Source organism: Acinetobacter sp. ANC_7511 (assembly GCF_056779975.1).
Window position 1 is genome coordinate 99668 of the sequence record NZ_JBWYIY010000010.1, and the last position, 23034, is coordinate 122701.

Consider the following 23034-nt stretch of genomic DNA (forward strand, 5'->3'; position numbering starts at 1 on the left):
GACCCAAAGGTCGCTTTTATTAAATATTATTTTTTAGTGGTGTTCTTTACATAGCTAACCATTAAGTTTTTATAGTCAGGAATATGCTCACCGAATAAAGCACCTAAACCTTCGATATCATTACGCCAGTCACGATGTAACTCACCTGCAGCACCAAACCATGTCATAAGTTGAGCACCTGCTTGAGACATGCGGTTCCATGCAGCATCGCGCGTAATTTGGTTGAATGTACCAGATGCATCAGTAATCACGAATACATCAAAGTCTTCAGCAAGAGCTGAAAGTGTAGGGAATGCAACACATACTTCAGTCACAACACCAGCGATGATCAGTTGTTTTTTACCTGTCGCTTTAACAGCATTTACAAAATCTTCGTTATCCCAAGCATTGATTTGACCTGGACGCGCGATATATGGAGCATCAGGGAACATTTCAACTAATTCTGGAACGAGTGGACCATTAGGACCATCTTCAAAACTTGTTGTTAAAATTGTCGGCAAGTTAAAGTATTTTGCTGCTGCTGCGAGTGCTAAAACATTGTTTTTAAACTTATCAGGATCGATATCACGTACAAGAGAAAGAAGACCTGTTTGGTGATCGACTAAAAGCACTACTGCATTATCTTTATCTAAACGAACGTAAGGTTTGCCCATTATTATTAGCCTCTATGATGTTAGTAAGTGTGAATACGTATCAATGAACTCGTATTCAGTCACCAGTTATATTAGACTGAAAATGAGATAAATTTGTGACCATTTTTAGGATAATTAGTCTTATTAATAGGAATATTGTAATCATGAATTTCAAATTTCAGTGAATAGTCACATATATGAATTAATTTAGATTATTATAATCATAAAAATAGGAATCTGTGTGGCAGTAAAGCTCTTTTTATTTTCTGTGCAAAGTCTAAAATGAGCGCATGTTCATCCTATCGAATATAGGAGTAAAAGATGAAAAGAGTAATTGGGGTTTATCGTAACCAACATACACATTGGGTTGGTGATGGTCTGCCAGTGCGTAACTTATTTTCTTATGATCGGTTAGGTCAAGCACTTAGTCCTTTTTTGTTATTAGATTATGGTGCACCACATCACTTTGAGCCAACGACACGTCAGTTAGGTGTTGGTTCACATCCTCATCGCGGATTTGAAACAGTGACTATCGCCTACCAAGGTGGTTTGGCACATAAGGATTCCAGTGGTGGTGGTGGTGTTATCGAGGCAGGAGATGTGCAATGGATGACTGCTGGGGCTGGATTGGTTCACGAAGAGTTTCATTCTCCTGAATTTGCTCAAAAAGGTGGAATTCTTGAAATGGCACAGCTTTGGGTCAATCTACCAGCCAAAGATAAAATGACTCAACCACGTTATCAAGCGATCACATCTCATGATATTCCAACAATTACCATGGATGATGATGCTGGTCACATCCGTGTAATTGCGGGTGAGTTTGGTGGTCATTATGGTCCTGCTGAAACATTTACTCCAATAAATGTGTGGGATGGTCAGCTTAAAGCTGAGTATGAAACATTCATACATGTTCCTGTAGATCACAATGTATTGGTTGTAGTGTTGAATGGTGAACTCGTAATTAATGGGACTCAAAAAGTTCTAGACAGTTCAATTGTGATGTTTGCTCGTGATGGTGAGGCAGCAATTCAATTGCAAGCATATAAAGATACACAATTTTTAGTGCTTACAGGTGAGCCACTAAATGAGCCAATTCAAGGGCATGGACCATTCGTCATGAACACCAAAGAAGAAATCATTCAAGCTTTTCATGATTTCAATAATGGTAAATTTGGTGAAATTGCACGTTAATTGGAACGACAAAAGCGGAAATATCATTTCCGCTTTTTTTGTGATCATCATTTTAAAAAAATAAAGGACCTCTATCCCACACAACAGAGGTCCTTATACGCTGTAATTTATATTTATTTTCTAGATCACATTTTATTTGTGCTTCTTATTAATGTGATGTAGTTCTCATTTTCAAAACAATGATAATGCATTTTTTTTAAGCTGTAAACTAAAAAATTAAATTATTGGTGAAAATATCTATTTTGTTTTTAAACATATTTTTTGATTTCTTAAAAAATACAAGTGTATTAAATATTTAGCGTATGACAAATAGTGTAGCAAGAATTTTACGTAAATTTATTTGATTAAAAATTAATCAAAAACAAATAAAATCTGGAAGTTTTTAATAGCAAGTTTCGAAGTGTTCTATCGCATAATTAAAAAAATTTTTAATGCTTGGATCATAATTTTGAAAATTGCAGTGATTGGAAGTGGTATGGCAGGGTTGGCAACTGCGAGAATTCTCAAGGATGCTGGTCACCAGATCACAGTTTTCGAGGCGCTTCCAGGGCGTGGTATGGATAGTTATAGTCTTGAGTATGAAGGTGGGATTATTGATTCGCCATTACGTGTCATGAATCCAATGCTCTGGAAAAATACATTGAGTCTTGCCACACATTTGGGTCTCAACACTTTTCCAGTACGTACATATATGTCATGTAGCTGGTTATTTGAAGATAAAATCGAAACTTGGCTGACAACATCACGTTCACGCATAGGCAACTTTCCAATCATTAACAATCGAAAAGGATTAAAGCAATATGGCATCCGTTTAGTGAAAGGGATGTTACAACTTAGATCTGCATTGAAGCAGTTTTTTAAATCTAAAAATCAAGATATCACTTTAGATGAGTTCGTTAAATATAACCAAATAGAAGAAGTATTTTGGAATGGGGCAGTCATGCCTGTCCTATTTACCATTTGTACATGTGATGCCAAAACCATTGGTGAATGGCCAGCGAAACCATTGTTGATTTTCTTACGCCAACTGACGGATGGAGATGCACTTCTTCGAATTCAAGGTGGGACGCCAGCTTTCGTTGATAAATTGCTGGAAGATATCGATTTAAGAAGTGGGCAGCCTATTACTCGTGTACAAGAGCAGGGTGATTTAGTCTATGTGGAAAATGAAGCAGGTGAATCTGACTTATTTGATCGCGTGATTGTCGCGACACCAACAACAAAAGTTCATGAGTTTTTAGATGCTGAACAGTTTGCGGATGATATTGCACTTCTCAAACAATTTAAGTTTGTTGATGGTGAATTGGTCATTCATACTGATTCAGTGGTAATGCCTGTGAAGCGTAAAGATTGGTGCGTATTGAGTTATATGATGGATCGTAAATTTACTAAACAGCATTTCACTGTTTGGCTGAATTCGATTGAGCCAACATTAGTGGGTAAATCTCCTGTTTTTCAAACTTGGAATCCAGTAATTGAGATTGATCCTAAAAAAGTAATACATAAAGTGAAACTCACTAGAGCTGTTGTAGACCGTCATACTCTACCACTAACGCATGAGTTGAGTGCTCGTCACCAACAACAAGGTCGTAAAGTATTTTATTGTGGCTCTTGGTCATGTGATGGATTACCAATTTTGGAGTCAGCGGTGACTTCAGCAATGGATATAGCAAAATTACTTGATGCGCCGTTACCATTTTTAGGTTTAAAGCCTAAGGTACAGGTTGCACCAGAGTTAGGATATTAAGGGATTGAATGAAGAAGCTCCAAGCATGGATGAAAGCACCTCAACATAAATACGCGATCAATGCAGTTTTATTGGGGGATCACCGTAATTGTGCTTGGAGTAATTTAGGTCTATGGCAAACTGACCAGCTGAATTATCCACAAGCCTGCGAGTTACTCGCAATAACCCTTGCTCAATCTATCGATTTAAATTCAAAAGATAAATTAATTGATTTAGGTTGTGGGCAAGGTGCTAGCTTAATTTTATGGAAAGAAAAATTTCAAATCGAATACTTGGAAGGAATTGAATTACAACAATATTATGTAAATCATACGCGTAAGTTTTTACCTCATGTCAATCGGATCTCGCAGGGAACATTTTTAAATTTAGAATCTAGATCATTTGAATTTAAATTTGATGCGGCAATTTGCATCGATGCTGCTTATCACAGTAATTTGAATTTATTTCTTCGTTCTGTAGATGGTATTTTGAATTCAAAAGGACGCTTAGCATTTCATTATCTTGCTTTGAATTCAAAGTTCTATACTTTGAGTCCTCTAGCGCAATTGAAAGTTAAATTATTATTAAAAGCAGCTGACGTTCAACTGAACCATTTGCACTCATTCGATGAAACACAATCAATCTTAGTGCAAACGGGTTTTAGAGATATACATATTCAAGATTTGAGTCGCGAGGTATTTGCAGGATTTGCAACGTATATTCAGAGTGATATTTTTAAAAAGAACATCCAAGCTCATTCGTATCACGTTTTAGATTTGGCAAAAATTAAGATGACAGCAAAGTTGTGTGCGAAACTTTATCAAGAGGGAATCGTACGATATGTACAAGTGAGTGCAAGTAAAAAATAAATCATCAAAAACAACAAAGCCTCACTAAAAAGCGAGGCTAAGTATAAAATGGTGCCGGCACACGGATTCGAACTGTGGACCTACTGATTACAAGTCAGTTGCTCTACCAACTGAGCTATGCCGGCAACGTGGAGAGAATAATAGCGTTTTTTCACTAAAACGCAAGTCAAAAATTAATCGATTAATTAAAATTGAGCAGGATGAATTGTTTTTGCTTTATTTTTGATCTTCTTTTCTCCTCATTTTATAGTGATGCCCGTCGTAGCGTGTACAGGCATCTTGAGAGAATTTTATAGGATCAGCTATTTGTTTTTTAGAATACGATCAAGGTCTTGTGCACACTCTTCAAGAGTATAAGCCATATCAAATTGCATTTGAGGTTTTAACTCTTGTGCTAATTTTCTCCATTGCTCAATTAATCTTAGCGCTTTTTGAATTTTGTGTTTATTCACATCTTTAGCGATAGTGGGTGTGTAGCCACCACGTTTTGCGTTTTTAATTTGTTTTACATAGTTGGCGCTGTTATTCATATTATCTCCGGAATAGCAGGTTCTCTATTTTATAGGTGTGCAAAAATCATCTATTTGAATAACGTTGTTAGGTTGTTCAGCTCCTTAAGTATTGTTTTCATTAACTTAACATGATGTTGATGACAGTAAAATGAAGCGAGATACGTGCCAAAAGCGAAGTTTTAGGCGAAAAAAAACCGAATCATGAGATTCGGTTTTTTAAATTCTGGCGGTGAAAGAGGGATTCGAACCCTCGATACGCTATTAACGTATACACACTTTCCAGGCGTGCTCCTTCAGCCACTCGGACACTTCACCAAGGCGTGCGATGATAACTAAAAAAAAAGCAGATGCCAAGTTGAAACAATTGATTTAAAGAAAAAGTTTTTAGCCAGTGATATGATTGCCGAAAAATTCTGTCGAATGCATGAAGACTAAAATATGCAAAGCACTGCAAAAAAAGCCGCACTTCCTGCGGTAACATTGGCAGCATTAGGGGTGGTGTTTGGTGACATTGGAACCAGTCCTCTGTATGCATTGCGTCAATGCTTCCTTACGGCTCATATTGCAATTACTGAGGCAACCGTTCTGGGCATTTTGTCGCTCATTTTCTGGTGCATGATGCTCACCATCAGCTTTAAATATGTCTCAGTCATTATGAAGGCAGATAACAATGGTGAAGGCGGTATTATGTCGCTTCTTGCCTTAAATCTACGTTCAACTCGTATTGCAGATCAGCGCAAAATTTATCTCATTGCCTTGGGCTTTATCGGTGCATCACTGTTTTTTGGTGATGGCATTATTACCCCAGCAATTTCTATTTTATCCGCGATTGAAGGTTTAAGTATTGCGACTCCGATGTTTAATCAATGGTTATTACCATTGGCCATCGGTATTTTAACAGCACTGTTTTTAATTCAGCGCCACGGCACGGCGACCATGGGTAAGTTCTTTGGACCAATCACATTATTGTGGTTTGCATCAATTGGACTATTAGGCTTATGGAGTGTTATGCAAACACCGTTCGTGTTGGCAATGATCAGTCCGCATTGGGCGTTTGGCTTTATCATCAACCAACCTTTTGTTGCATTCCTCACGATGGGTGCCGTCATTTTAACGATGACGGGGGGTGAAGCACTATATGCAGATATGGGGCATTTTGGTCGTATGCCTATTAAGCTTGCTTGGTTTGTGATTGTATTGCCAAGTCTAGTTTTTAACTATGCGGGTCAAGGTGCTTTACTTTTACGAGATCCAAATGCAATTGAGAACCCATTTTATCTGTTAGTCCCTGATTGGGCTTTATTTCCAATGATTGGTCTTGCAACCGCTGCTGCCGTGATTGCGTCTCAAGCGGTGATTACGGGCGTATTCTCAATGGTCAATCAAGCGATTCAATTGCGCTATTTACCGCGTTTAACCGTGCAACATACATCTGATGTTGAACAAGGACAAATCTATGTCCCGTTCATCAACTGGGTATTATTTATTTCAGTCATTATTCTCATTTTATTATTTGAAAATAGCGCGAATCTTGCCAGTGCCTACGGTGTAGCAGTGACCATGACAATGCTGTGCGGTACGATTTTAATTTCGATTTTAGCTTATGGCGTTTGGCGCTGGCCTGTTTGGAAAGTAGCCCTTTTTGCTGTGCCTTTATTGATCATCGACCTCATTTTTGTTGCTTCGACTTCTTTAAAAATTGTTGGTGGTGGATGGGTGCCAATCTTGATTGGTGGAATTGTATTTACCGTTTTAATGACGTGGAAAGATGGCCGTCAAATCGTACTTAATAAGCTTGAGTCTGATGCGTTACCTATTGATCTCTTTATTCAAAGTGTCAAGATGAGTGATGAAACTCTGATCGTTCCTGGGGATGCAATTTTCCTCACAGGAACACCTAATATCGTTCCACATGCGATGTTGCACAATATTAAGCATAATAAGGTTCTACACGAACGTAATATGATGATTACGGTCATTACTAAAGATGTACCTTATGTACCTGATATTGAGAGAATTCGTGTAGAAAAGATGGATAATCGATTCTTTAGGATTTTTGTATATTATGGGTTTAAAGACCAACCCAACATTCCAGTCGCGCTGAAAGCGGCATATGAGCAGTTAAATTTTGAATTTGATATGATGCAAATTAGTTTCTTTATTTCACGTGATCGTCTGATTCATACCGTGGGAGAAGGAATGGCGCCATGGCGTGAAAAATTATTTATATCAATGCAGCGGAATACCAGTCCTGTGAGTGATTTCTATTTAATTCCACCAAATCGCGTGGTCGAAATGGGAAGCCAGATCGAAATCTGAGTAAGCGTTTGCTAAAATTTTGGATATAAAAAACCGCCTCAAAGGCGGTTTTTTATTAAGCCTAATACCTTACTCAGCCGCTGGTGCTTCTACAGGCGCTTCTTCAGTTGCATTTACTTCAGGTTGAGCTGGAACTGCAGTTTGTGCTTGAGGAGCAGTTTCTTCTGCTTCAGCAGGTGGTAAGTTTCCAATAGGCGCTTTCGCATCAGCAGGCGCTTGTGTTGTAGCACCTTCAGAAATAACTTTCATCTGACCATTAGCTAATACTTCTTGTAAAGTACCAGGCTGACCATTCACTGTTGTTACGACTTTAGCTTTAGAAAGGCTTTCCAAAGTTTCGCCAGCTTGAACTGGTGGCTCAGCAAATGCACTTGCACTTGCCAAAGATAAACCCATTACTAATGCTGTCAAAGAAGTATGTGCTAATTTCATAGTGTCCTCACTTTCAATTCTTTTAATTTACTAAATAACTTTTATACCATCTCACAAGTAATTGATGTAATTCAATCAAATACACGTAAAACCTTAAAGAGTATTAAAAAACTATTCTATAAAAACAACAATTTGTTACTTATTTTGAGTGATATTTGAACGGAATGCGAAGATCCTTTATTCACTTGAAAATTCACTTGATGTACTTCAAATTCATAGCTTGTTAAGCTGTGGCCGGTTTTGAATAAAGCCCACGCATTGGGCCAGAAGTTGAACACGGAATGAATAGGTAATCTGAGTTTGAATAATATTGTGGTAAAAGCTGTATTAGGTATTGTTGCAGCAGGAAGCTTTGCAATTGCTTTCGGTCAAGAAAAGTTGTCTTCATATCTGCCATTTTCAGGTTCGGTTAATAATACAGCTTGTCTAAATCAATTTTATCGCCAAGAGCCACCTTATTTAATCAAAGAGAGCTTAAATAAAGATCGCTACCCATTATGCTTTAATGGATTCACCACTATGTATTCTGGTGTCTCAAAAACACCATTATGGGTAGCTGAATATCTGAATCCAGATCGGCTGAGCCAAAAAATAAAAAGAGAAGACAGTTTCCATGAGGAGACTCGTGTAGCAGAAAAGCATCGAGCATTATTATCAGATTATCGTGGGTCGGGATATGACCGTGGTCATATGGCTCCAAATGCTGATATGCCAAATAAAGCTGCACAGTACGACAGTTTTTCTTTAGCCAATATGGTTCCTCAAGCTCCGCAGAATAATCAACAAATCTGGCGAGAAATTGAGGAAGCGACACGTGCAATCGTTACGAAGCAGAAACATGATGTGTATGTGATTACCGGGCCTGTATATAGTGGCAAAAAACTGAAAACCATTGGACGCGGTGTTATTGTTCCAACAGCGGTGTTTAAAGCCGTATATATACCTAAAACAGGTGCTATTGGCGCATATTACGCTCCAAATAATAATTCACTACAGATGCAAGTGGTCAGTGTATGCCAGTTAGAAGAAGTGCTTGGCATGAATCTGTTTCCTCAACTTACATCTGAGCAAAAGCGTAATACTTATAAATTGCCATTAAAAGCCAATCAGGTCAAAGCTCAACAAGCGATAGAGTATTCGCACTGGGATGCCGAAAGCCAATGTGCAGTTGATATCTCAACAGATCAACTCAAAGCGCTGCAAAAAGAGTTTAGTAGTCAAAGCGTACCTGTCAATACAACCGTAACGAATCAAGAGGCTAAGATCGATGAACAAGCACAAGATGCAATCGTGAAAGAGTTGGTTCAAGCGTTGTTGCAATATTTATTACAAATCCTTAAATAAAAAAGCTCGAATTTGCCCTGAAGATTCATTTATCTTCAGGGATTGATATTTATAAACATAAAGAGATTTGCCATGTTTAAGCCTTTTGAAAATGGGACTGAGTCACATTCGATACATGATCTGACGCTTGAAAATGATCTTGATCGTGTGAGTATTTATGGCAACTTACAAATCACCAAAGATCAAGCCGGTTTAGCCGCTGCGAAAGCGTTAAAACAATATTTAGATGCAATGGTCATCTATTTAGAAGATCAAAAAAATTTAGCAGAAAAAATAGAAACGACGGCTGAGAATGAAATAGAAAATCCATTCTTGTGATTCATTAATCATCTTTAGAATGATGGCTTAGATTGACAATCATGAACTGCGAATATGATGTTGAATACGCCACTGCTGGGGCGTCATCTTCATCCACTGACGAAATGCGCGTTGGAATGCACTTTGTTCTGAATAACTGAGCAATAACGAAATCTCATGTAAGCTGAGATAAGGATCTTGTAAATATTGAATCGCTAGAAGTTTGCGGACTTCTTGAACGCGCTGCTGATAGGTATCACCTTGATTTTGTAAATGGCGCTGAAGTTGTCTGACTGACATTCCCACTTGTTCTGCGACAGTTTGAATTTGATAATTGTGTCTTTGGATTCCAATCAGAATGGCTTGCTGTAACCGCTCATCGATTTGTGTGTTATTGGGGAGTCGACTTAACAAATCTTGAGCTTGCTGCATCAGGAGTTTTTGTAAAGTTTGATCAGCTTGTTTAATCGGTGCTTGTAGGAGCTGGCTTGGAAAAGTAAGCTTGACATGAGGCTGAGAGAATTTTACTTTGCTCTGAAAAAAACGCTCATAAATCGCAACATTTTTTGGTGCTGGAAAGCGAAAGTGAATTTCTTGAATATGTAAATGCTCAATACCCGCATAACGTTTTAGAAATTCAACCAATAATGCCATCGCAATTTCATCCGTGATTTGTGTCGACAAATGCATCGGCAAATCTTCCCAACGTACGCTAAATACGCCTTGCTCCAGATCGACGGCGAGAGGTGTACCATCATAAATTAAACGATGATATTCATGATAACGGGTGAGTGCTTCTGCTAGGTTATCGCATGATAAAGCGATATACGCGATAATGCCTAAATGTTGTGGTTTGACCCATTGAGCAATTTCTAACCCTAACGCAGGTTGTGGGTGTACTTCATAAATTTCATTTAATATTTCACGCCAAATGCTAAAGTCAAAGCGTTCGGCTTGCTGAATACTTGCCAATTTTGCAGAAATAGGGAGACCGTTCTCTTCACAATAATTATGTAAGAGATGTCCAAGTCCACCATGAACCGAGCCTGAATAGTCCTTTATCTGCTGCATGTGATTAATACTTTTCTTGTTTTATCAATTGAAATCACGATGAGTTATTAAGCCTGTTTTTACAGTGCCATACAAGCGCTTTTTCTACCATACGACATTGAAAAATATGTCGTGATTTGTCAATGAAAATTTTATCTTGCGTCAATGGTTGAGAGCTTGAGTTAGATATATTGAAAGAAAAGAAACAGGGATTTTGAACATGATTAAAGGTTTTGTTGCAGGCTTAATCATTGCCAATGGATTTGAATGGGTCGCGCATAAATATGTTCTACATGGTGTACACCGTCCGGGTAAAGCGAGGTTTAGTCCTGTGCCTAAAAATATGGAATCTCATTGGGCACATCACCGTGAAGTTAGAACACAAGATTTCCATGATGAGGGTTATGTAGAGGGAATATCAAATTGGCGAACAAAAAATGAAATCGTATCATTGGGGATTGTTGCTGCTGTATTTGGAACAGCATTTTATCCAATCTCGAAAGGCATGAGTTTATCCGTGCTTTATAGTGCTTGTAACTACTACTACACGCATCGCAGAGCTCACCTCGAACCTCATTGGGCAAAAAAGAAAATTCCTTGGCACTATGACCACCATATGAACGCCAATCAAGATGCAAATTGGTGTGTCACTAAGCCTTGGTTTGATTACATTTTAGGGACACGCGTCATTTCAACGCCAGATTTGAAGGAAGATAACCCTTTAGGGGTGCAGTTACCGTCTTTTATTTCAAAACGAGTCAATCATATCGTTGAACAATATTTCCCCGCAAAGTGGGTTGAGCAGAAAGCAGCGCGCTCCGATATTTCAAAAAAAGCTTTGGCTATAGTGGAGTAAGTCAGATTAGATATGGAATTGGCTGAATTGACGTCTGATTTGTCATGTTTGGTCAATAAAATATGTAGCTTTTGTCAAGATTTCGTGCAGATCTGTCATTTATGATATGAGATGAATAAATCGGAGAATGAAAATCTGATGGTAGAACTCTCCAGTTTATCGCTTTGCATAACGAACCAAGCGCTGTTTTTTCTTGGTTTTTAGGGCCTTCGGGCTCTTTTTTTTGCAAAAAAAGAGGCATTTGCCTCTTTTTTATGGGGCATGATTAAAGACGCATTTCAATGCCTTGTTCAGCTAAATATTGTTTTGCTTCCGGGATAGTGTGTTGACCAAAGTGGAAGATAGAGGCTGCAAGCACTGCATCAGCACCCCCTTGTAAAATTCCGTCTGCTAGATGTTGAAGATTACCCACACCACCTGAAGCAATCGTTGGAATCGTTACACGATCATTAATCTGACGCATCAATGCTAAGTCATAACCAGCTTTTGTACCATCTGCATCCATTGACGTAATGAGCAATTCGCCTGCGCCGTATTCTGCCATTTTCACAGACCATTCAATCGCATCGATACCCGTTGGTTTGCGACCACCATGTGTGAAAATCTCCCACTTATTTTCACCCGTTTTTTTTGCATCAATCGCAACTACAATACATTGTGCACCAAAACGTTGAGAGGCTTCTTGAACGAATTCAGGATTAAAGACAGCAGCTGAGTTAATACTGACTTTGTCTGCACCAGCGTTAAGCAATAAACGAATATCTTCAACTTTACGAACACCGCCACCTACGGTCAGTGGTACAAATACAGTTTCAGCCATACGCTCAACCGTACGGTAAGTGGTGTCACGCCCATTAGATGTTGCAGTGATATCGAGAAAAGTAATCTCATCTGCACCTTGTTCGTTATAACGACGTGCTACTTCAACTGGGTCGCCTGCATCACGAATATCAAGGAATTGAACACCTTTTACAACTCGACCGTTATCTACGTCGAGGCAAGGAATAATACGTTTAGCAAGCATAATTTTTTCCAAAAATAACAGCCGATTATGAAACTTACAGACTTTGGTGCTACACCTTGGTAGTCGGAGCAGGTATTCTATCAAAATAATGTAAGTTTTTTCGCAGGTTTTTTTATGTCGGTTTATACCACTTTGACTTTAAAGGAAGTTCAGGATTTTGCTACGCCTTATGGATTAGAGGTGATTGACCTGATTCCGATTCAAGGAGGTATTCAAAATACGAACTATTTTCTAGTTTGTGCAGATCAAACCGAATTTGTTTTAACAATTTTTGAAGATATGGATAAGCAAGGCGCAGGTGAACTCGTCCCTGTACTTGAGCATCTGGGTCATGCAGGTCTGCCTGTGCCTGTACCTTTGAAACATTCAGGACGTTCGATTCAGATCTTAAAAAATAAACCTGCACAAATTGCGCCTAGAATGCGTGGCAAGCATCCTATGCCTTCATCACTTGAACAGGTTCAGTCCATTGCTATTGCACAGGCTCAAATACATGTGGCTCTCGATAACTTTCCCTTAGAGCGCGCAGAGTATCGTAATCATGATTATTGGTTAAGTGTGGCTCAGCAGCTTCGACCTACGTTAAATCCAGCCGATCAAGTATTATTAAATAGTTTGTTAGGTTTATATGACGCTCTTACCGCAATGTACCCTGATCGTCCACGAGGTTTTATCCATTCTGACCTATTTAGAGATAACACTTTATTTGAAGGGGCTACTTTAAAAGGGATACTCGATTTTTATGAGTTGAATAAAGATGAACTTTTGTTTGATATCGCCATTACGATGAATGATTTCTGTACGGAATATCCAAGTGTTCATTTGAATGAGGAAAAGGCCTTAGCATTCTTGGAGGCTTATCAAAGTGTACGTGAAATGACCAGTGATGAAAAATCATGTCTAGAACTCTATTTAGCGATGGCAGCTGGGCGTTTCTGGATGATGCGTTTGCTAGTGGCTCAAAAGAACAAAGAAATGGGGCGTGTTGGCGAAGATATTTTGCAAAAAAATCCTTTAGAAATGCGCAATATGCTGGTTGAACGATTAAAATTTGTAACAGCTTAAAAAATTTAAAAAATCTGGGGGAAATATGCGTGATCAAGGTCGTCTAGTTGAATGGTTTGATGAAAAAGGCTATGGATTTATTCAACCCAATGATTCATCCAAAGATCGCGTTTTCCTTCACATTAAAGATTTTGCCAAACCAGGCCCAAGACCGATTCCAGGTTGTGCTTTGGAGTATATCGTTCAATTGGATGGTCAAGGTCGATTTAAAGCGAAACAAGTAACATACTTAAAAGCGACTCAGGCAAAAAAAGTAAAAACGAAGCCGCGTCATTCACCAGTTACTCAACAAAAAATGCAACCGATGCAAGTAGCGATTATTGCTTATATCTTGACGCTTGCTACATTAGTCCTATTGGGGCTATTGAGTATGATGGTGGTGTTGGTCATTTTATTGATGAACCTGATCACCTATGGCTTATATGCACACGATAAAGCGGCGGCTCAACAGGGGAGTCAACGTGTACCAGAAAATACATTACATGTGGTTTCTCTATTAGGAGGATGGCCGAGTGCTTGGCTTGCTCAGCAACGCTTGCGTCATAAAACACAAAAACAACCATTTCGAAAAATTTATTTCTGTACTATAGCGTTTAATATACTGATTATTTTATGGATAATTTCACCATTTAATGGTTTGAAATTATAAAGCCTCAAAAAAATTAAAAAGGTGACTTTATGAATTATACAGCTGATCAAGATCCAAACCGCAGCTTAACGATTTTACTTTATATCCTGTATATCATCGCTATTTTTTCAGCAGGTATTTTGGCGGTTATTGCGCTAATTATTAACTATTGGAAACGATCAAAGGTACAGGGCTCAATTTTTGAAAGTCATTTTACTTGGCAAATTCGTACTTTTTGGTGGTATTTAATTTGGAATATCATCGCGTTCCTGCCGTTTTTGTTCTTATTCTTCACGGGTGACAATCCTAATGCCTTTGCTGGTGTAGCACTGGGTGCAACAACATTCTGTATCGCAGTGATTGGTTTGTCATGGGTTTGGATTGTTTATCGTGCGATCAAAGGAATTATTAAGGTCAATGATAACGAGCCAATGTATCAATAATTAAAACTCATGAATGGGGTGGTGTCATGATTATTGAGCATGTTCATTTAAATATCAAAATGAACCAGAGTGAGGCATTCGAAAATGCTTTTAAATTAGCTAAAGACATTATTTCACCAATGAAGGGGCTAAATGCGGTTCAGCTGATTAAAAATACGAATAATGAACATGCTTATATTTTACTGATTTACTGGAACAAACTTGAAGATCATACGGAAGGTTTTAGGCAGTCAGAGGCGTATTTAAAATGGAAGGAACTCTTGCATCCCTTTTATGCGCCTATGCCTGAAGCACAGTATTTTCAACCATGTATGATGTTAAAGCTAAAAGAGCCCCAATAAGCTTATTCTTTCTTCTTAAATTTTGGTCTCCACTCACTGGTAATTACACCGAGCACAACCAACACGCCACCTAAAATTGAGAGCATAGCTAAACGCTCACCTGCTAATCTCCCAATCAAAGCCGCCCAAACAGGTTCGCCAGAATAAATAATGGCAGCCTGTGAAGGATCAACCACGCGTTGAGCCCAGTTCATGACTAACTGAATGATTGCACTTGCAAGTCCTAATCCTCCAATAATCGCAACGAAGATCCAGTTAAACTCAGGGAGTTGTGTTTCACCCACCAATGGTGCCATTAGAAAACAAATTAACGATGCAAAAATGAGTTGTAATATCGTCACTCGGCGTAAATTGACTCGAGGTGCAAAGTAACTAATGAGAATAATTTCAAGCGCAATCGCAATTGATCCTATCAAGGTAATGATCTGACCAAATTCAAGCCGAATAGCACCAAACCCATTGCCTGTTAAGAAAACTAAACCTACAAAGGCGAGTCCTGCCCCTATCCATGTCATGACATGTGGCCTTTTTTTAAAGAGCAACCACAATAAGATGGGAACCAACGGCACATAAAGTGCTGTCAAAAAGGCAGACTCGCTACTGGTGATGGTCTGTAAGCCAATGGTTTGCGTTCCATAGCCAATTGCAATCACTGTTCCAATGCAAAATCCTGCCCAAATATCTTTGGCACTAAAATATTTACAATATTGAAGTGAGATCAGACCAACAGCCAGCGCAGCTGCTGCAAATCGAAAGGCAACGAAAAGCACTGGTGTGCTGAAGTTCAGTCCATATTTGACTGTTATGAAACTGGCACCCCAAATCATCGTAATTGCAATAAGGGCAAGTTGTGGTGTTTTGGTTTTGAGGGTAGGAGATAAATTCAACATATTTTTTAAGTAAGAAAAAAGAGGTCCTAAGACCTCTTTAGAAACATGCGCTATTAGAGCGCTTGTTCATCAAGTAATAATTGAGCTTCACGAAGATTTAAAGTGCCTTCATAAATTGCACGACCAGTAATCGCACCTAAAATACCAGGCTGACCTTTTAAGTTGCGAACGTCGTCAAGATTGGTCACACCGCCTGAAGCGATCACAGGTAAACCTGAATAAGTCGCAAGATTAACTGTTTGTTCGATATTCACACCTTGCATCATGCCATCACGTGCAATATCTGTATACACGATACTAGATACACCAGCATCTGCAAAGCGTTTAGCTAAATCAGTTGCTTTTACGTCAGTTACATTTGCCCAGCCATCAGTTGCGACCATGCCATTGATTGCATCAATACCGACAATGATGTGGCCTGCGAATTTTCTACAAGCTTCCTCAACAAACTCAGGTTCTTTGACTGCTTTTGTACCAATAATGACGAATGATACACCTGCATCTAAGTAGTGTTCGATAGTTTCAAGAGAACGGATGCCACCACCAATTTGAATTGGCAGTTCAGGTTGTGCTTTTGCAATCGCTTCCACAACAGGTTTGTGAATAGGTGTACCAGCGAAAGCACCATTTAGATCAACTAAATGTAAACGGCGAGCACCAGCGTCTACCCAATGTTGTGCTGTTGCCACAGGATCATCAGAGAAAACGGTATCGTCTTCCATACGACCTTGTTTTAAACGGACACATTTACCATCTTTAAGGTCAATTGCAGGGATAATCAGCATGCTTTCGCTCCTTGCCAGTATTCTGGAGTTTATTCGCAGCAATCTTAGCAAAGAAACATCAAATGAGCGAAGTAACAATGAAAAAAAACCGTCAGAACAATGTTGACGGTTTTTAATACGAACTTTGAATTAAATGTATGGTGTTGTATCTAAGTTAGAGATTAGATCAAAGCTAGTTGGTGTGATACTGGTTGGGATTGCACCTAAAGCATTTGTGATCTCTCCCGTGAATCCTACAAGATCACCCACGACAGGAATCGATGACAGAGCATCTGTTACAGGTGCTAAATCATCCAGTAAATTATCCAATGTTCCTGAGACGTCTCCTAATGTTCCTGTGACACTGCCTAAAGGATCATCAATGAGACCAGTCACGAGATCAAGAGGTTTGGTACTTGCGACATAATCTCCCGTTTCACTCACGAATCCCAAAAGATTTGAAGAAGTTTCTCCGACAACATCTACGACAGCACCTAAACCTGGCACTTGGCTTAGCAGGTCGGTCACGGGATCGGCTAAACCAGCGACTTCACCTACAACATTTGAAACATCTTTGATGGTTTGGCCTACAGTTGCAGTAGTGCCATTCAATGCAGTATTAATGCCCCCTAATAGATCTCCCTTCGAAAAATCATCAGCGATAGCGTGTAAGCCTCCGCTTAAATTTCCTAGTAAATTATTTTCAAGATTGAGTACCGATTCCACTGTATCTCCGATCAGTGGCAATTCTGTTAACTTATCCGTTAATGGTTTGGTCAGCGTCCCTACTGTGTCAACAACGGTATCTACAACTGTCGTTACGGTTTCTAGAATAAAACCAACTGCTTTCGTAATTCCCTGTAAAGCAAGGCTTAGAACGCCACTGATTTTTCCAGTAAAAAGTTTAAACATGTGCAGATTGCTCCAAAATATATGTGGTTAGTGTTGGATCTTTGTTGTTTCAGCAAGTTCATAATTAACAAAGAAAAAAATTTCAGACAAATCGAAAAAAAACAATATAAGTGGAATAATTTTGAAGATATGCCGTAAAAACAGCAACTTAATACAACACAAGGGTAATGTTTAAAAATGTTAACAAAATCAATTATTTATTGTGGTTTAATTTGGTGCTTGATAGAATAAATGTACACTTATAATGCATGAATATTATCGAGTAGCATGGTGTAAATACCTAAAATGCCAACTTGTTCGATTCGTTGATTGATTTTGTGAATTTTGTGAATTTTTTTAATGATTAAAATTGGTGCTCATTGTCTTTACATAAGTTAACAATTAATCATTGGGTCAATTTATTTTTCTTTTTAATTCAAACTGAGTAATGAGAAAAATTAGATCACACTTTTATTTGTGAATTATCTATATTGAAAATAATTTCAATTTCATCTGATTTGTTTGGCAATATTAGACTCAACTGCATAGGCTTAATGTTAAATTGAAACTGCAGACAGTGAATAAGATTTGGACAGAAGCGATGGCAGTTCAAGAAGATGATTTATTTAGCGAAGGTGCTAAAAAACTTAGAAAATTGATCAAAGAGAAAAACATTAAACCGACTGATGTGGTGAATGCATTGGGAGTCTCTAAGGAAACGCTGTCGAAATGGGTGCAAGAGTCAACTCCTGCCAATGCTCAACATCTAGTTGAATTAGCGAAAGTACTGAGTGCTGCAGAACGATGGGTTTCAGACGCTAAAGATGGTAAAAAATCAGAAAGTTTTAAACAGTATCCTTTGAAGGATGAGTTGGCTTTAAAAGATGCAACGCCAGAACAATTAATTTCAGAACTTAAAAGTCGTTATGCTGCGCTGAATCTAAAAGCAGAAATTAAAGTAACTGTTGAGCCAATTGAAGGTGGCTTTGTCGTAAAAGATATTTAGAGTAAAGTCTGAAAAAAAGCTCACTGAAAACAGTGAGCCTTATTATGGCTTTAAATTTTCCACTCTACAAAATTTTTCAACAACTGTAAGCCAGCTGTATGACTTTTTTCTGGATGGAACTGCGTAGCAAACAAATTATCTTTATGGATTGCGGTGCAGAATTCCAAACCGTAGTTACATGTCGCAGCAATGATCTCAGATTGTTTCGGTTCAACATAGAAACTATGTACGAAATAGAAACGAGCATCTTGATCAATGTTGTTCCACATTGGATGGCTTGGATCTGCTTGGTGTACCTGATTCCAACCCATATGGGGAACTTTTAAACCTTCAATATCTGGAAAGCGTTTAACAGCACCATCAAAAATGCCTAATGCATCTGCACCACCATTTTCTTCAGAGTGTTGCAGCAGAGCTTGCATGCCGACACAAATCGCAAGGACAGGCTTGTTGAAAACGGCATTGCGTACAACCTCGTCAATGCCAGCCTCGTGCATACCTTGCATGCAATCACGCATTGCACCAACGCCTGGGAACACAATTTTATCTGCTTGAGCAATCAGCTTAGGATCATTGGTCACATCAACGGTTGCACCAACATGCTCAAGTGCTTTTGCTGCTGAGTGAAGATTTCCCATGCCATAATCAAGAAGGGCAATACGGGTCATTACAAAGTACCTTTGGTTGAAGCTACAGTATTTTCTGCACGTGGATCTACTTCACAAGCCATACGAAGTGCTCGTGCAAATGCTTTAAATACACTTTCAATTTGGTGATGGCTATTTTTACCTTTCAAATTGTCTATGTGGAGTGTCATTAATGCGTGATTCACAAAGCCTTGGAAAAACTCAGAGAATAGGTCGACATCAAAAGTACCAATGCGCGCGCGCGTAAATGGAATGTCCATCCATAAGCCAGGGCGGCCTGATAGGTCAACAACGACACGACTCAAGGACTCATCAAGTGGTGCATAGAAGTGACCATAGCGACGTAAACCTTTTTTGTCACCTAAAGCCTGTGCAAATGCCTGACCAAGGGTAATACCACAGTCTTCTACTGTATGGTGATCATCAATTTCTAAATCGCCGTCGCAATGAATATCGATATCAAATAAACCATGACGCTTGATTTGGTCGATCATATGGTCTAAAAATGGAACACCTGTATTGAGGGTGCCTTGACCAGTACCATCAAGATTCACGCGAACACGAATTTTGGTTTCGTTTGTGTTTCTTACCACTTCACTGATACGTTGCGTCATAGACACGTTCCTCAAAAACGTTAAAAATGATGAATGTAGATTTTCGATGTCACGAAAGTGACAGCATATTAGATTGCTCAGGAGGGTTAATCAATGCCTATAACCGTACATGCAATAACTTCGCTTGATAATGTTGAAGTTCGTGAACAGCTTGAGCGCTTATATGACACCAGTCCAGAATTTAGTGACGGACAAGATGCCATTGAACAACTTGAGCAAAACTTAGCTCAGTATACCTTACTTTACACGGCAGAATTTAATACAAAGATCATTGGGGCCATTTGGTCAACTGGACAAGGTGAAAGTCGAACGCTTGAAAATATCGTAGTTCATCCGGCTAACCGTGGACGTGGTGTCGCAGAGCGCTTAGTGAGTGAAGCATGTCGAATGGAAGAAGAGAAAGGCGTTAATCATTTTGAGCCTGGATGTGGTGCAATACATCGTTGTTTAAGTAGTTTGGAAAAAATTTAAAACTATTGTTCGATTTTAAATATTAAAAGTCAGTCAATACTGGCTTTTTTTATTGGATTTGTATGTATTTACATCGAATAATCTAAATGTTGTTTTAAAAACATCCATTTGTTTAAATATCCCAAAAACTTGCTTGACTATATCGAGATGAAACTGTTTAATACGCGACATCGGCGTGATAGCTCAGTTGGTAGAGCAACGGATTGAAAATCCGTGTGTCCCCAGTTCGATCCTGGGTCTCGCCACCATATTCTTTTAAGAATTTGTATTTTCAATCTCTGATCCCATCAGAGATTTTTTTTGGGTAAAATTTACTCGAACAAATAAAAAATGCATGATTTTTATTGACTATTGAGCTCAGTTACGGCTTAATACACCCCATCGGCGTGATAGCTCAGTTGGTAGAGCAACGGATTGAAAATCCGTGTGTCCCCAGTTCGATCCTGGGTCTCGCCACCATATTCGAAAAATCCTCAACAATGTTGAGGATTTTTTTTGCTTATAAAATAATACAAAATGAATCGAAGTCATTCATCATCCATTTTTTTTGATGTGCTAAGGTTGATTTCTCGATCAAATTCAGAATAAAAAATGAAAGACCTATTTTCTGATCAAAGTGAGCTTTATCAACAAGCTCGTCCAAGTTATCCACAAAGTGTGATTGACGAAATCTTCAAATATGTTCAGAACTATGAAATGGCTTGGGATTGCGGGGCAGGTTCAGGACAATTCACCCGCTTATTGGCTCCGCATTTTAATCAAGTCATTGCAACGGATATAAGCGCAGCACAACTTCAGCAAGCCCCAGCAATAGATAATGTAATTTACCGAATTGATAATGCTGAACATAGCAATTTTAAAGCACAATGTTTTGACCTGATTACAGTTGCCCAAGCCATTCATTGGTTTGACTTCGAGTTATTTTTTCAAGAGGTCTATCGAACACTGAAGCCCCAGGGTGTCTTTGCAGTGATTGGATATGGGCTTATTGAAGTGGAGAATGAGGAGCTTCAAAGCTGTATTGAAAAGCTATATCACCAAGTATTGAAAACATATTGGGAGAGTGAGCGTCACTATATTGATCTGAAATATCAAACGATTCCATTTCCTTTTGAAGAAATCCCGACCTGTGAGCAGCACATGCATTGTAAATGGCGGATTGATCAATTGATTGATTATTTAAATACATGGTCAGCTTTAAAGAAATATCTTAAACAAAATACGCAAGCCAATAATCAGGCGACACAAATCTTAAATCAGATGAGCCAATATGCCTTAACTTTGAATAATGATACCGGTCATAAATTTAATATTCGATTCCCAATATTTTTACGGATCGGTAAATTGATAAATGCTCCTGTTTTATAAAATTTCTTAATGATCGTGAATGAGTCTTTTAGCAAGGCATACAACTTCTTTTTCGTCATATCCCAATTGTTCATAAAAGTTTTGAATATCAATAAATTCTTTTTGCACTAAAAGCTGAACTTCTGGACAACCAAGTGCAATCAATCTTTTTTCCAAATGTTGAATCAACGCTGTAGCAACACCATTCCGTTGATGATTGGGATGTACCGCGAGGTAATTGATCCACCCGCGATGACCGTCGTAACCACCCATTAATGTTGCGATAATGAACTGATCTTTCACAGCCACCAAGAATAAGTCATCTTTTTGTGCAGCCTTCCTAAAAATATCAATTTCCGGATTATTCCATGGTCGTGTTAGATCACATCTTTCCCAGAGTTGAATGATGTCTTCTAAGTCAGTCTCAATATAAGGACGAATGATAAACATGATGCGCTCAAATGGTGGTTAATTTTAATACAGAGATTAGCCTACTCTGATGAAATTGATAACTCATAATCATCTTATGTGTCTATTTTCTGCTTTACATTTATGCAGTCTTTTTTAGATAGCAAGATAAATATCAATAAAAAAGATTTGTCTGTGACGTGAGTCTAACAACTCTTGTTAAGTAAATGATATTTAAGATAAATGGTAGTTGTGTTTGGCTGAAATGTTTTTAAAGATGGCTTTTATTACGTTCAGTGAGAGCGATGGGGAATGAGACAATTTAAGCAAGTTTTGTGGGGAATCTGTGCTTGGGGTCTTTCGAGTTTGAGTTGGGCGGCACATCCTAACAATGGGCATTTTAAATTACTGCCAGATGATCAGTTAAGTTTGGTCAATGCTTTAGGTATTGAGGAATCTCAAATTCGTGAAATTACATCTTTTAAATCTCAGGATTTAAACCATTTAGAAAATTTCGTGAGTGATAAAAAAAGGATTCATTATACAAAGGATGAAGAGCAACCTTTTAAAGCGCTTATGGACTTAACATCTATGAACTCTTTACAATTCAATGGACAGGTTTTGGAGCAGCGGTTTGATCTTCAAAATCGGCAGATTTACATTAAATTTGGCCCAATTCGTGTTGACCGAATGGAGATGCAGTTAAATATGGATGGAGTTTACCAATTAGGTCATATTTTAAATCCACCACAAGCACTTCTTTCGTCAGCTAAATTTTGACTCCATTGATATTTATTTGATGTCCCATAAAAAAAGAACCTCTATTACGGAGATTCTTTTGGGATTAAAGCCTGTGCACACCTTCTGTGTTTTTCTTGCCTAATTTTTAAAGTAACGCATAAAAAAGAATCCCCAAAGATGGGGATTCTTTTTAGATTAAAGCCTACGCGGACTTCGTCCTTATCTTACGTAAAAAGAAAAGCAGTGCTTTCTTTTTTTACTCAGGCTTTAGGCCTTCAGCTTTTTCTAAAGTTTCATCATTGTTGAAGAACTTTTCACGTTGTTCTTCAAGAAATTTTTTTGCATCAGCTTCAAAGACATTTAAACGTTTTTCATTGATTAAAGTAGTTTGATGCTTTAACCATTCGCCCCATGCTTGCTTAGAAACACTATCAAATAGTTCCTGACCTTTAGGACCAGGGAATGGTGCAAAATCCAAACCTTCCATTTCTTTTTGATACTTACGGCAAAATACTTGGCGAGACAT

27 protein-coding genes and 4 tRNA genes are annotated in these 23034 nt (G+C 38.5%); 17 read left to right on the forward strand and 14 right to left on the reverse strand.

Translation table 11 applies throughout. From position 1 onward, the window contains the following. Positions 1 to 26: 26 nt before the first annotated feature. Positions 27 to 653, reverse strand: a complete 627-nt coding sequence (gene ycaC / locus AC1M9L_RS08485; RefSeq protein ID WP_035267592.1) for an isochorismate family cysteine hydrolase YcaC — start codon at positions 651 to 653, stop codon at positions 27 to 29. Positions 654 to 953: 300 nt separating this feature from the next. Here ycaC and AC1M9L_RS08490 point away from each other — a divergent pair, with 300 nt between their 5' ends. The 3 genes from AC1M9L_RS08490 to AC1M9L_RS08500 all read left to right on the forward strand — a co-directional run bounded on the left by AC1M9L_RS08490 (position 954) and on the right by AC1M9L_RS08500 (position 4418). Further along, on the forward strand, positions 954 to 1823 hold the full coding sequence (locus AC1M9L_RS08490) for a pirin family protein (protein WP_035267590.1): 870 nt from the start codon (positions 954 to 956) through the stop codon (positions 1821 to 1823). A gap of 448 nt (positions 1824 to 2271) precedes the next feature. Beyond that, positions 2272 to 3570, forward strand: coding sequence for an FAD-dependent oxidoreductase (locus AC1M9L_RS08495; RefSeq protein WP_481591878.1), 1299 nt, complete (start codon positions 2272 to 2274; stop codon positions 3568 to 3570). A gap of 8 nt (positions 3571 to 3578) precedes the next feature. Continuing rightward, on the forward strand, positions 3579 to 4418 hold the full coding sequence (locus tag AC1M9L_RS08500) for a class I SAM-dependent methyltransferase (RefSeq protein ID WP_481591879.1): 840 nt from the start codon (positions 3579 to 3581) through the stop codon (positions 4416 to 4418). A gap of 49 nt (positions 4419 to 4467) precedes the next feature. Here AC1M9L_RS08500 and AC1M9L_RS08505 read toward each other — a convergent pair. From AC1M9L_RS08505 to AC1M9L_RS08515, 3 genes are all read right to left on the reverse strand, one after another. After that, positions 4468 to 4543, reverse strand: a tRNA-Thr gene (locus tag AC1M9L_RS08505). 177 nt (positions 4544 to 4720) lie between these two features. Beyond that, a complete protein-coding gene (locus AC1M9L_RS08510) occupies positions 4721 to 4948 on the reverse strand; it encodes a hypothetical protein (RefSeq protein WP_035267585.1) in 228 nt (75 codons plus the stop codon). Between the two features lie 206 nt (positions 4949 to 5154). Then, positions 5155 to 5245: transfer RNA gene (locus AC1M9L_RS08515), tRNA-Ser, on the reverse strand. 123 nt (positions 5246 to 5368) lie between these two features. Here AC1M9L_RS08515 and AC1M9L_RS08520 point away from each other — a divergent pair. Then, positions 5369 to 7249, forward strand: a complete 1881-nt coding sequence (locus AC1M9L_RS08520; RefSeq protein WP_481591880.1) for a potassium transporter Kup — start codon at positions 5369 to 5371, stop codon at positions 7247 to 7249. 69 nt (positions 7250 to 7318) lie between these two features. On the opposite strand, the gene AC1M9L_RS08525 is transcribed toward AC1M9L_RS08520, so the two are convergent. Continuing rightward, positions 7319 to 7681: a hypothetical protein gene (locus AC1M9L_RS08525; protein ID WP_228133254.1), complete on the reverse strand. Its 363-nt coding sequence runs from the start codon at positions 7679 to 7681 to the stop codon at positions 7319 to 7321. Positions 7682 to 7981: 300 nt separating this feature from the next. Here AC1M9L_RS08525 and AC1M9L_RS08530 point away from each other — a divergent pair, with 300 nt between their 5' ends. Both AC1M9L_RS08530 and AC1M9L_RS08535 read left to right on the forward strand, forming a co-directional pair. Continuing rightward, on the forward strand, positions 7982 to 9025 hold the full coding sequence (locus AC1M9L_RS08530; protein ID WP_481591881.1) for a DNA/RNA non-specific endonuclease: 1044 nt from the start codon (positions 7982 to 7984) through the stop codon (positions 9023 to 9025). Positions 9026 to 9097: 72 nt separating this feature from the next. Continuing rightward, positions 9098 to 9343 (forward strand): hypothetical protein, encoded by a 246-nt coding sequence (locus AC1M9L_RS08535; RefSeq protein ID WP_179999072.1) that lies wholly within the window; start codon positions 9098 to 9100, stop codon positions 9341 to 9343. 39 nt (positions 9344 to 9382) lie between these two features. On the opposite strand, the gene AC1M9L_RS08540 is transcribed toward AC1M9L_RS08535, so the two are convergent. Continuing rightward, positions 9383 to 10393, reverse strand: coding sequence for an AraC family transcriptional regulator (locus AC1M9L_RS08540; protein ID WP_481591882.1), 1011 nt, complete (start codon positions 10391 to 10393; stop codon positions 9383 to 9385). A 199-nt stretch (positions 10394 to 10592) separates the two neighbouring features. Here AC1M9L_RS08540 and AC1M9L_RS08545 point away from each other — a divergent pair, with 199 nt between their 5' ends. After that, positions 10593 to 11228 carry a sterol desaturase family protein gene (locus tag AC1M9L_RS08545; protein WP_180028773.1) on the forward strand — a complete coding sequence of 212 codons (636 nt, stop codon included), beginning with the start codon at positions 10593 to 10595 and terminating at the stop codon, positions 11226 to 11228. 265 nt (positions 11229 to 11493) lie between these two features. Here the strand turns inward: AC1M9L_RS08545 and hisF are convergent, their stop codons facing one another. Next, positions 11494 to 12252: an imidazole glycerol phosphate synthase subunit HisF gene (gene hisF, locus AC1M9L_RS08550; protein ID WP_035267573.1), complete on the reverse strand. Its 759-nt coding sequence runs from the start codon at positions 12250 to 12252 to the stop codon at positions 11494 to 11496. 114 nt (positions 12253 to 12366) lie between these two features. Between hisF and AC1M9L_RS08555 the strand changes: the two genes are divergently transcribed. The 4 genes from AC1M9L_RS08555 to AC1M9L_RS08570 are packed head-to-tail and all read left to right on the forward strand — an operon-like array spanning position 12367 to position 14729. Next, positions 12367 to 13317, forward strand: coding sequence for a homoserine kinase (locus AC1M9L_RS08555; RefSeq protein WP_481591883.1), 951 nt, complete (start codon positions 12367 to 12369; stop codon positions 13315 to 13317). Between the two features lie 25 nt (positions 13318 to 13342). Continuing rightward, positions 13343 to 13966, forward strand: a complete 624-nt coding sequence (locus tag AC1M9L_RS08560; RefSeq protein ID WP_035267569.1) for a DUF1294 domain-containing protein — start codon at positions 13343 to 13345, stop codon at positions 13964 to 13966. Between the two features lie 29 nt (positions 13967 to 13995). After that, positions 13996 to 14388 (forward strand): DUF4870 family protein, encoded by a 393-nt coding sequence (locus AC1M9L_RS08565; RefSeq protein WP_035267567.1) that lies wholly within the window; start codon positions 13996 to 13998, stop codon positions 14386 to 14388. A gap of 26 nt (positions 14389 to 14414) precedes the next feature. After that, positions 14415 to 14729, forward strand: a complete 315-nt coding sequence (locus tag AC1M9L_RS08570) for an antibiotic biosynthesis monooxygenase family protein (RefSeq protein WP_035267565.1) — start codon at positions 14415 to 14417, stop codon at positions 14727 to 14729. Positions 14730 to 14731: 2 nt separating this feature from the next. Here AC1M9L_RS08570 and AC1M9L_RS08575 read toward each other — a convergent pair whose 3' ends face one another. The 3 genes from AC1M9L_RS08575 to AC1M9L_RS08585 form a co-directional block, all read right to left on the reverse strand. After that, on the reverse strand, positions 14732 to 15619 hold the full coding sequence (locus AC1M9L_RS08575) for a DMT family transporter (RefSeq protein WP_481591884.1): 888 nt from the start codon (positions 15617 to 15619) through the stop codon (positions 14732 to 14734). Between the two features lie 53 nt (positions 15620 to 15672). Continuing rightward, positions 15673 to 16404 carry a 1-(5-phosphoribosyl)-5-[(5-phosphoribosylamino)methylideneamino]imidazole-4-carboxamide isomerase gene (gene hisA / locus AC1M9L_RS08580; RefSeq protein ID WP_035267561.1) on the reverse strand — a complete coding sequence of 244 codons (732 nt, stop codon included), beginning with the start codon at positions 16402 to 16404 and terminating at the stop codon, positions 15673 to 15675. 129 nt (positions 16405 to 16533) lie between these two features. Then, positions 16534 to 17295, reverse strand: a complete 762-nt coding sequence (locus tag AC1M9L_RS08585; RefSeq protein WP_179999052.1) for a hypothetical protein — start codon at positions 17293 to 17295, stop codon at positions 16534 to 16536. Positions 17296 to 17851: 556 nt separating this feature from the next. Between AC1M9L_RS08585 and AC1M9L_RS08590 the strand changes: the two genes are divergently transcribed. Continuing rightward, on the forward strand, positions 17852 to 18280 hold the full coding sequence (locus AC1M9L_RS08590; RefSeq protein ID WP_228133253.1) for a helix-turn-helix domain-containing protein: 429 nt from the start codon (positions 17852 to 17854) through the stop codon (positions 18278 to 18280). A gap of 50 nt (positions 18281 to 18330) precedes the next feature. On the opposite strand, the gene hisH is transcribed toward AC1M9L_RS08590, so the two are convergent. Together hisH and hisB are read right to left on the reverse strand one after the other, a co-directional pair. After that, positions 18331 to 18948 (reverse strand): imidazole glycerol phosphate synthase subunit HisH, encoded by a 618-nt coding sequence (gene hisH, locus AC1M9L_RS08595; protein ID WP_035267559.1) that lies wholly within the window; start codon positions 18946 to 18948, stop codon positions 18331 to 18333. Then, entirely contained in the window at positions 18948 to 19541 is a 594-nt protein-coding gene (hisB, locus tag AC1M9L_RS08600; protein ID WP_035267557.1) for an imidazoleglycerol-phosphate dehydratase HisB, read from the reverse strand. The genes hisH and hisB overlap by 1 nt, the downstream gene beginning before the upstream one ends. A gap of 93 nt (positions 19542 to 19634) precedes the next feature. Here hisB and AC1M9L_RS08605 point away from each other — a divergent pair, with 93 nt between their 5' ends. The 4 genes from AC1M9L_RS08605 to AC1M9L_RS08620 all read left to right on the forward strand — a co-directional run bounded on the left by AC1M9L_RS08605 (position 19635) and on the right by AC1M9L_RS08620 (position 21380). After that, the gene (locus tag AC1M9L_RS08605; RefSeq protein ID WP_035267556.1) at positions 19635 to 20012 is read left to right on the forward strand and encodes a GNAT family N-acetyltransferase; all 378 of its coding nucleotides are present in this window, start codon (positions 19635 to 19637) and stop codon (positions 20010 to 20012) included. 172 nt (positions 20013 to 20184) lie between these two features. Then, positions 20185 to 20260: transfer RNA gene (locus tag AC1M9L_RS08610), tRNA-Phe, on the forward strand. Between the two features lie 135 nt (positions 20261 to 20395). After that, positions 20396 to 20471, forward strand: a tRNA-Phe gene (locus AC1M9L_RS08615). A 132-nt stretch (positions 20472 to 20603) separates the two neighbouring features. Further along, positions 20604 to 21380, forward strand: coding sequence for a class I SAM-dependent methyltransferase (locus tag AC1M9L_RS08620; protein WP_481586833.1), 777 nt, complete (start codon positions 20604 to 20606; stop codon positions 21378 to 21380). 6 nt (positions 21381 to 21386) lie between these two features. Here the strand turns inward: AC1M9L_RS08620 and AC1M9L_RS08625 are convergent, their stop codons facing one another. Beyond that, positions 21387 to 21809 carry a GNAT family acetyltransferase gene (locus tag AC1M9L_RS08625; RefSeq protein ID WP_179999046.1) on the reverse strand — a complete coding sequence of 141 codons (423 nt, stop codon included), beginning with the start codon at positions 21807 to 21809 and terminating at the stop codon, positions 21387 to 21389. A gap of 270 nt (positions 21810 to 22079) precedes the next feature. Between AC1M9L_RS08625 and AC1M9L_RS08630 the strand changes: the two genes are divergently transcribed. After that, the gene (locus tag AC1M9L_RS08630; RefSeq protein WP_481591885.1) at positions 22080 to 22547 is read left to right on the forward strand and encodes a hypothetical protein; all 468 of its coding nucleotides are present in this window, start codon (positions 22080 to 22082) and stop codon (positions 22545 to 22547) included. 217 nt (positions 22548 to 22764) lie between these two features. Here the strand turns inward: AC1M9L_RS08630 and AC1M9L_RS08635 are convergent, their stop codons facing one another. Then, on the reverse strand, positions 22765 to 23034 hold the full coding sequence (locus AC1M9L_RS08635) for an oxidative damage protection protein (RefSeq protein ID WP_035267550.1): 270 nt from the start codon (positions 23032 to 23034) through the stop codon (positions 22765 to 22767).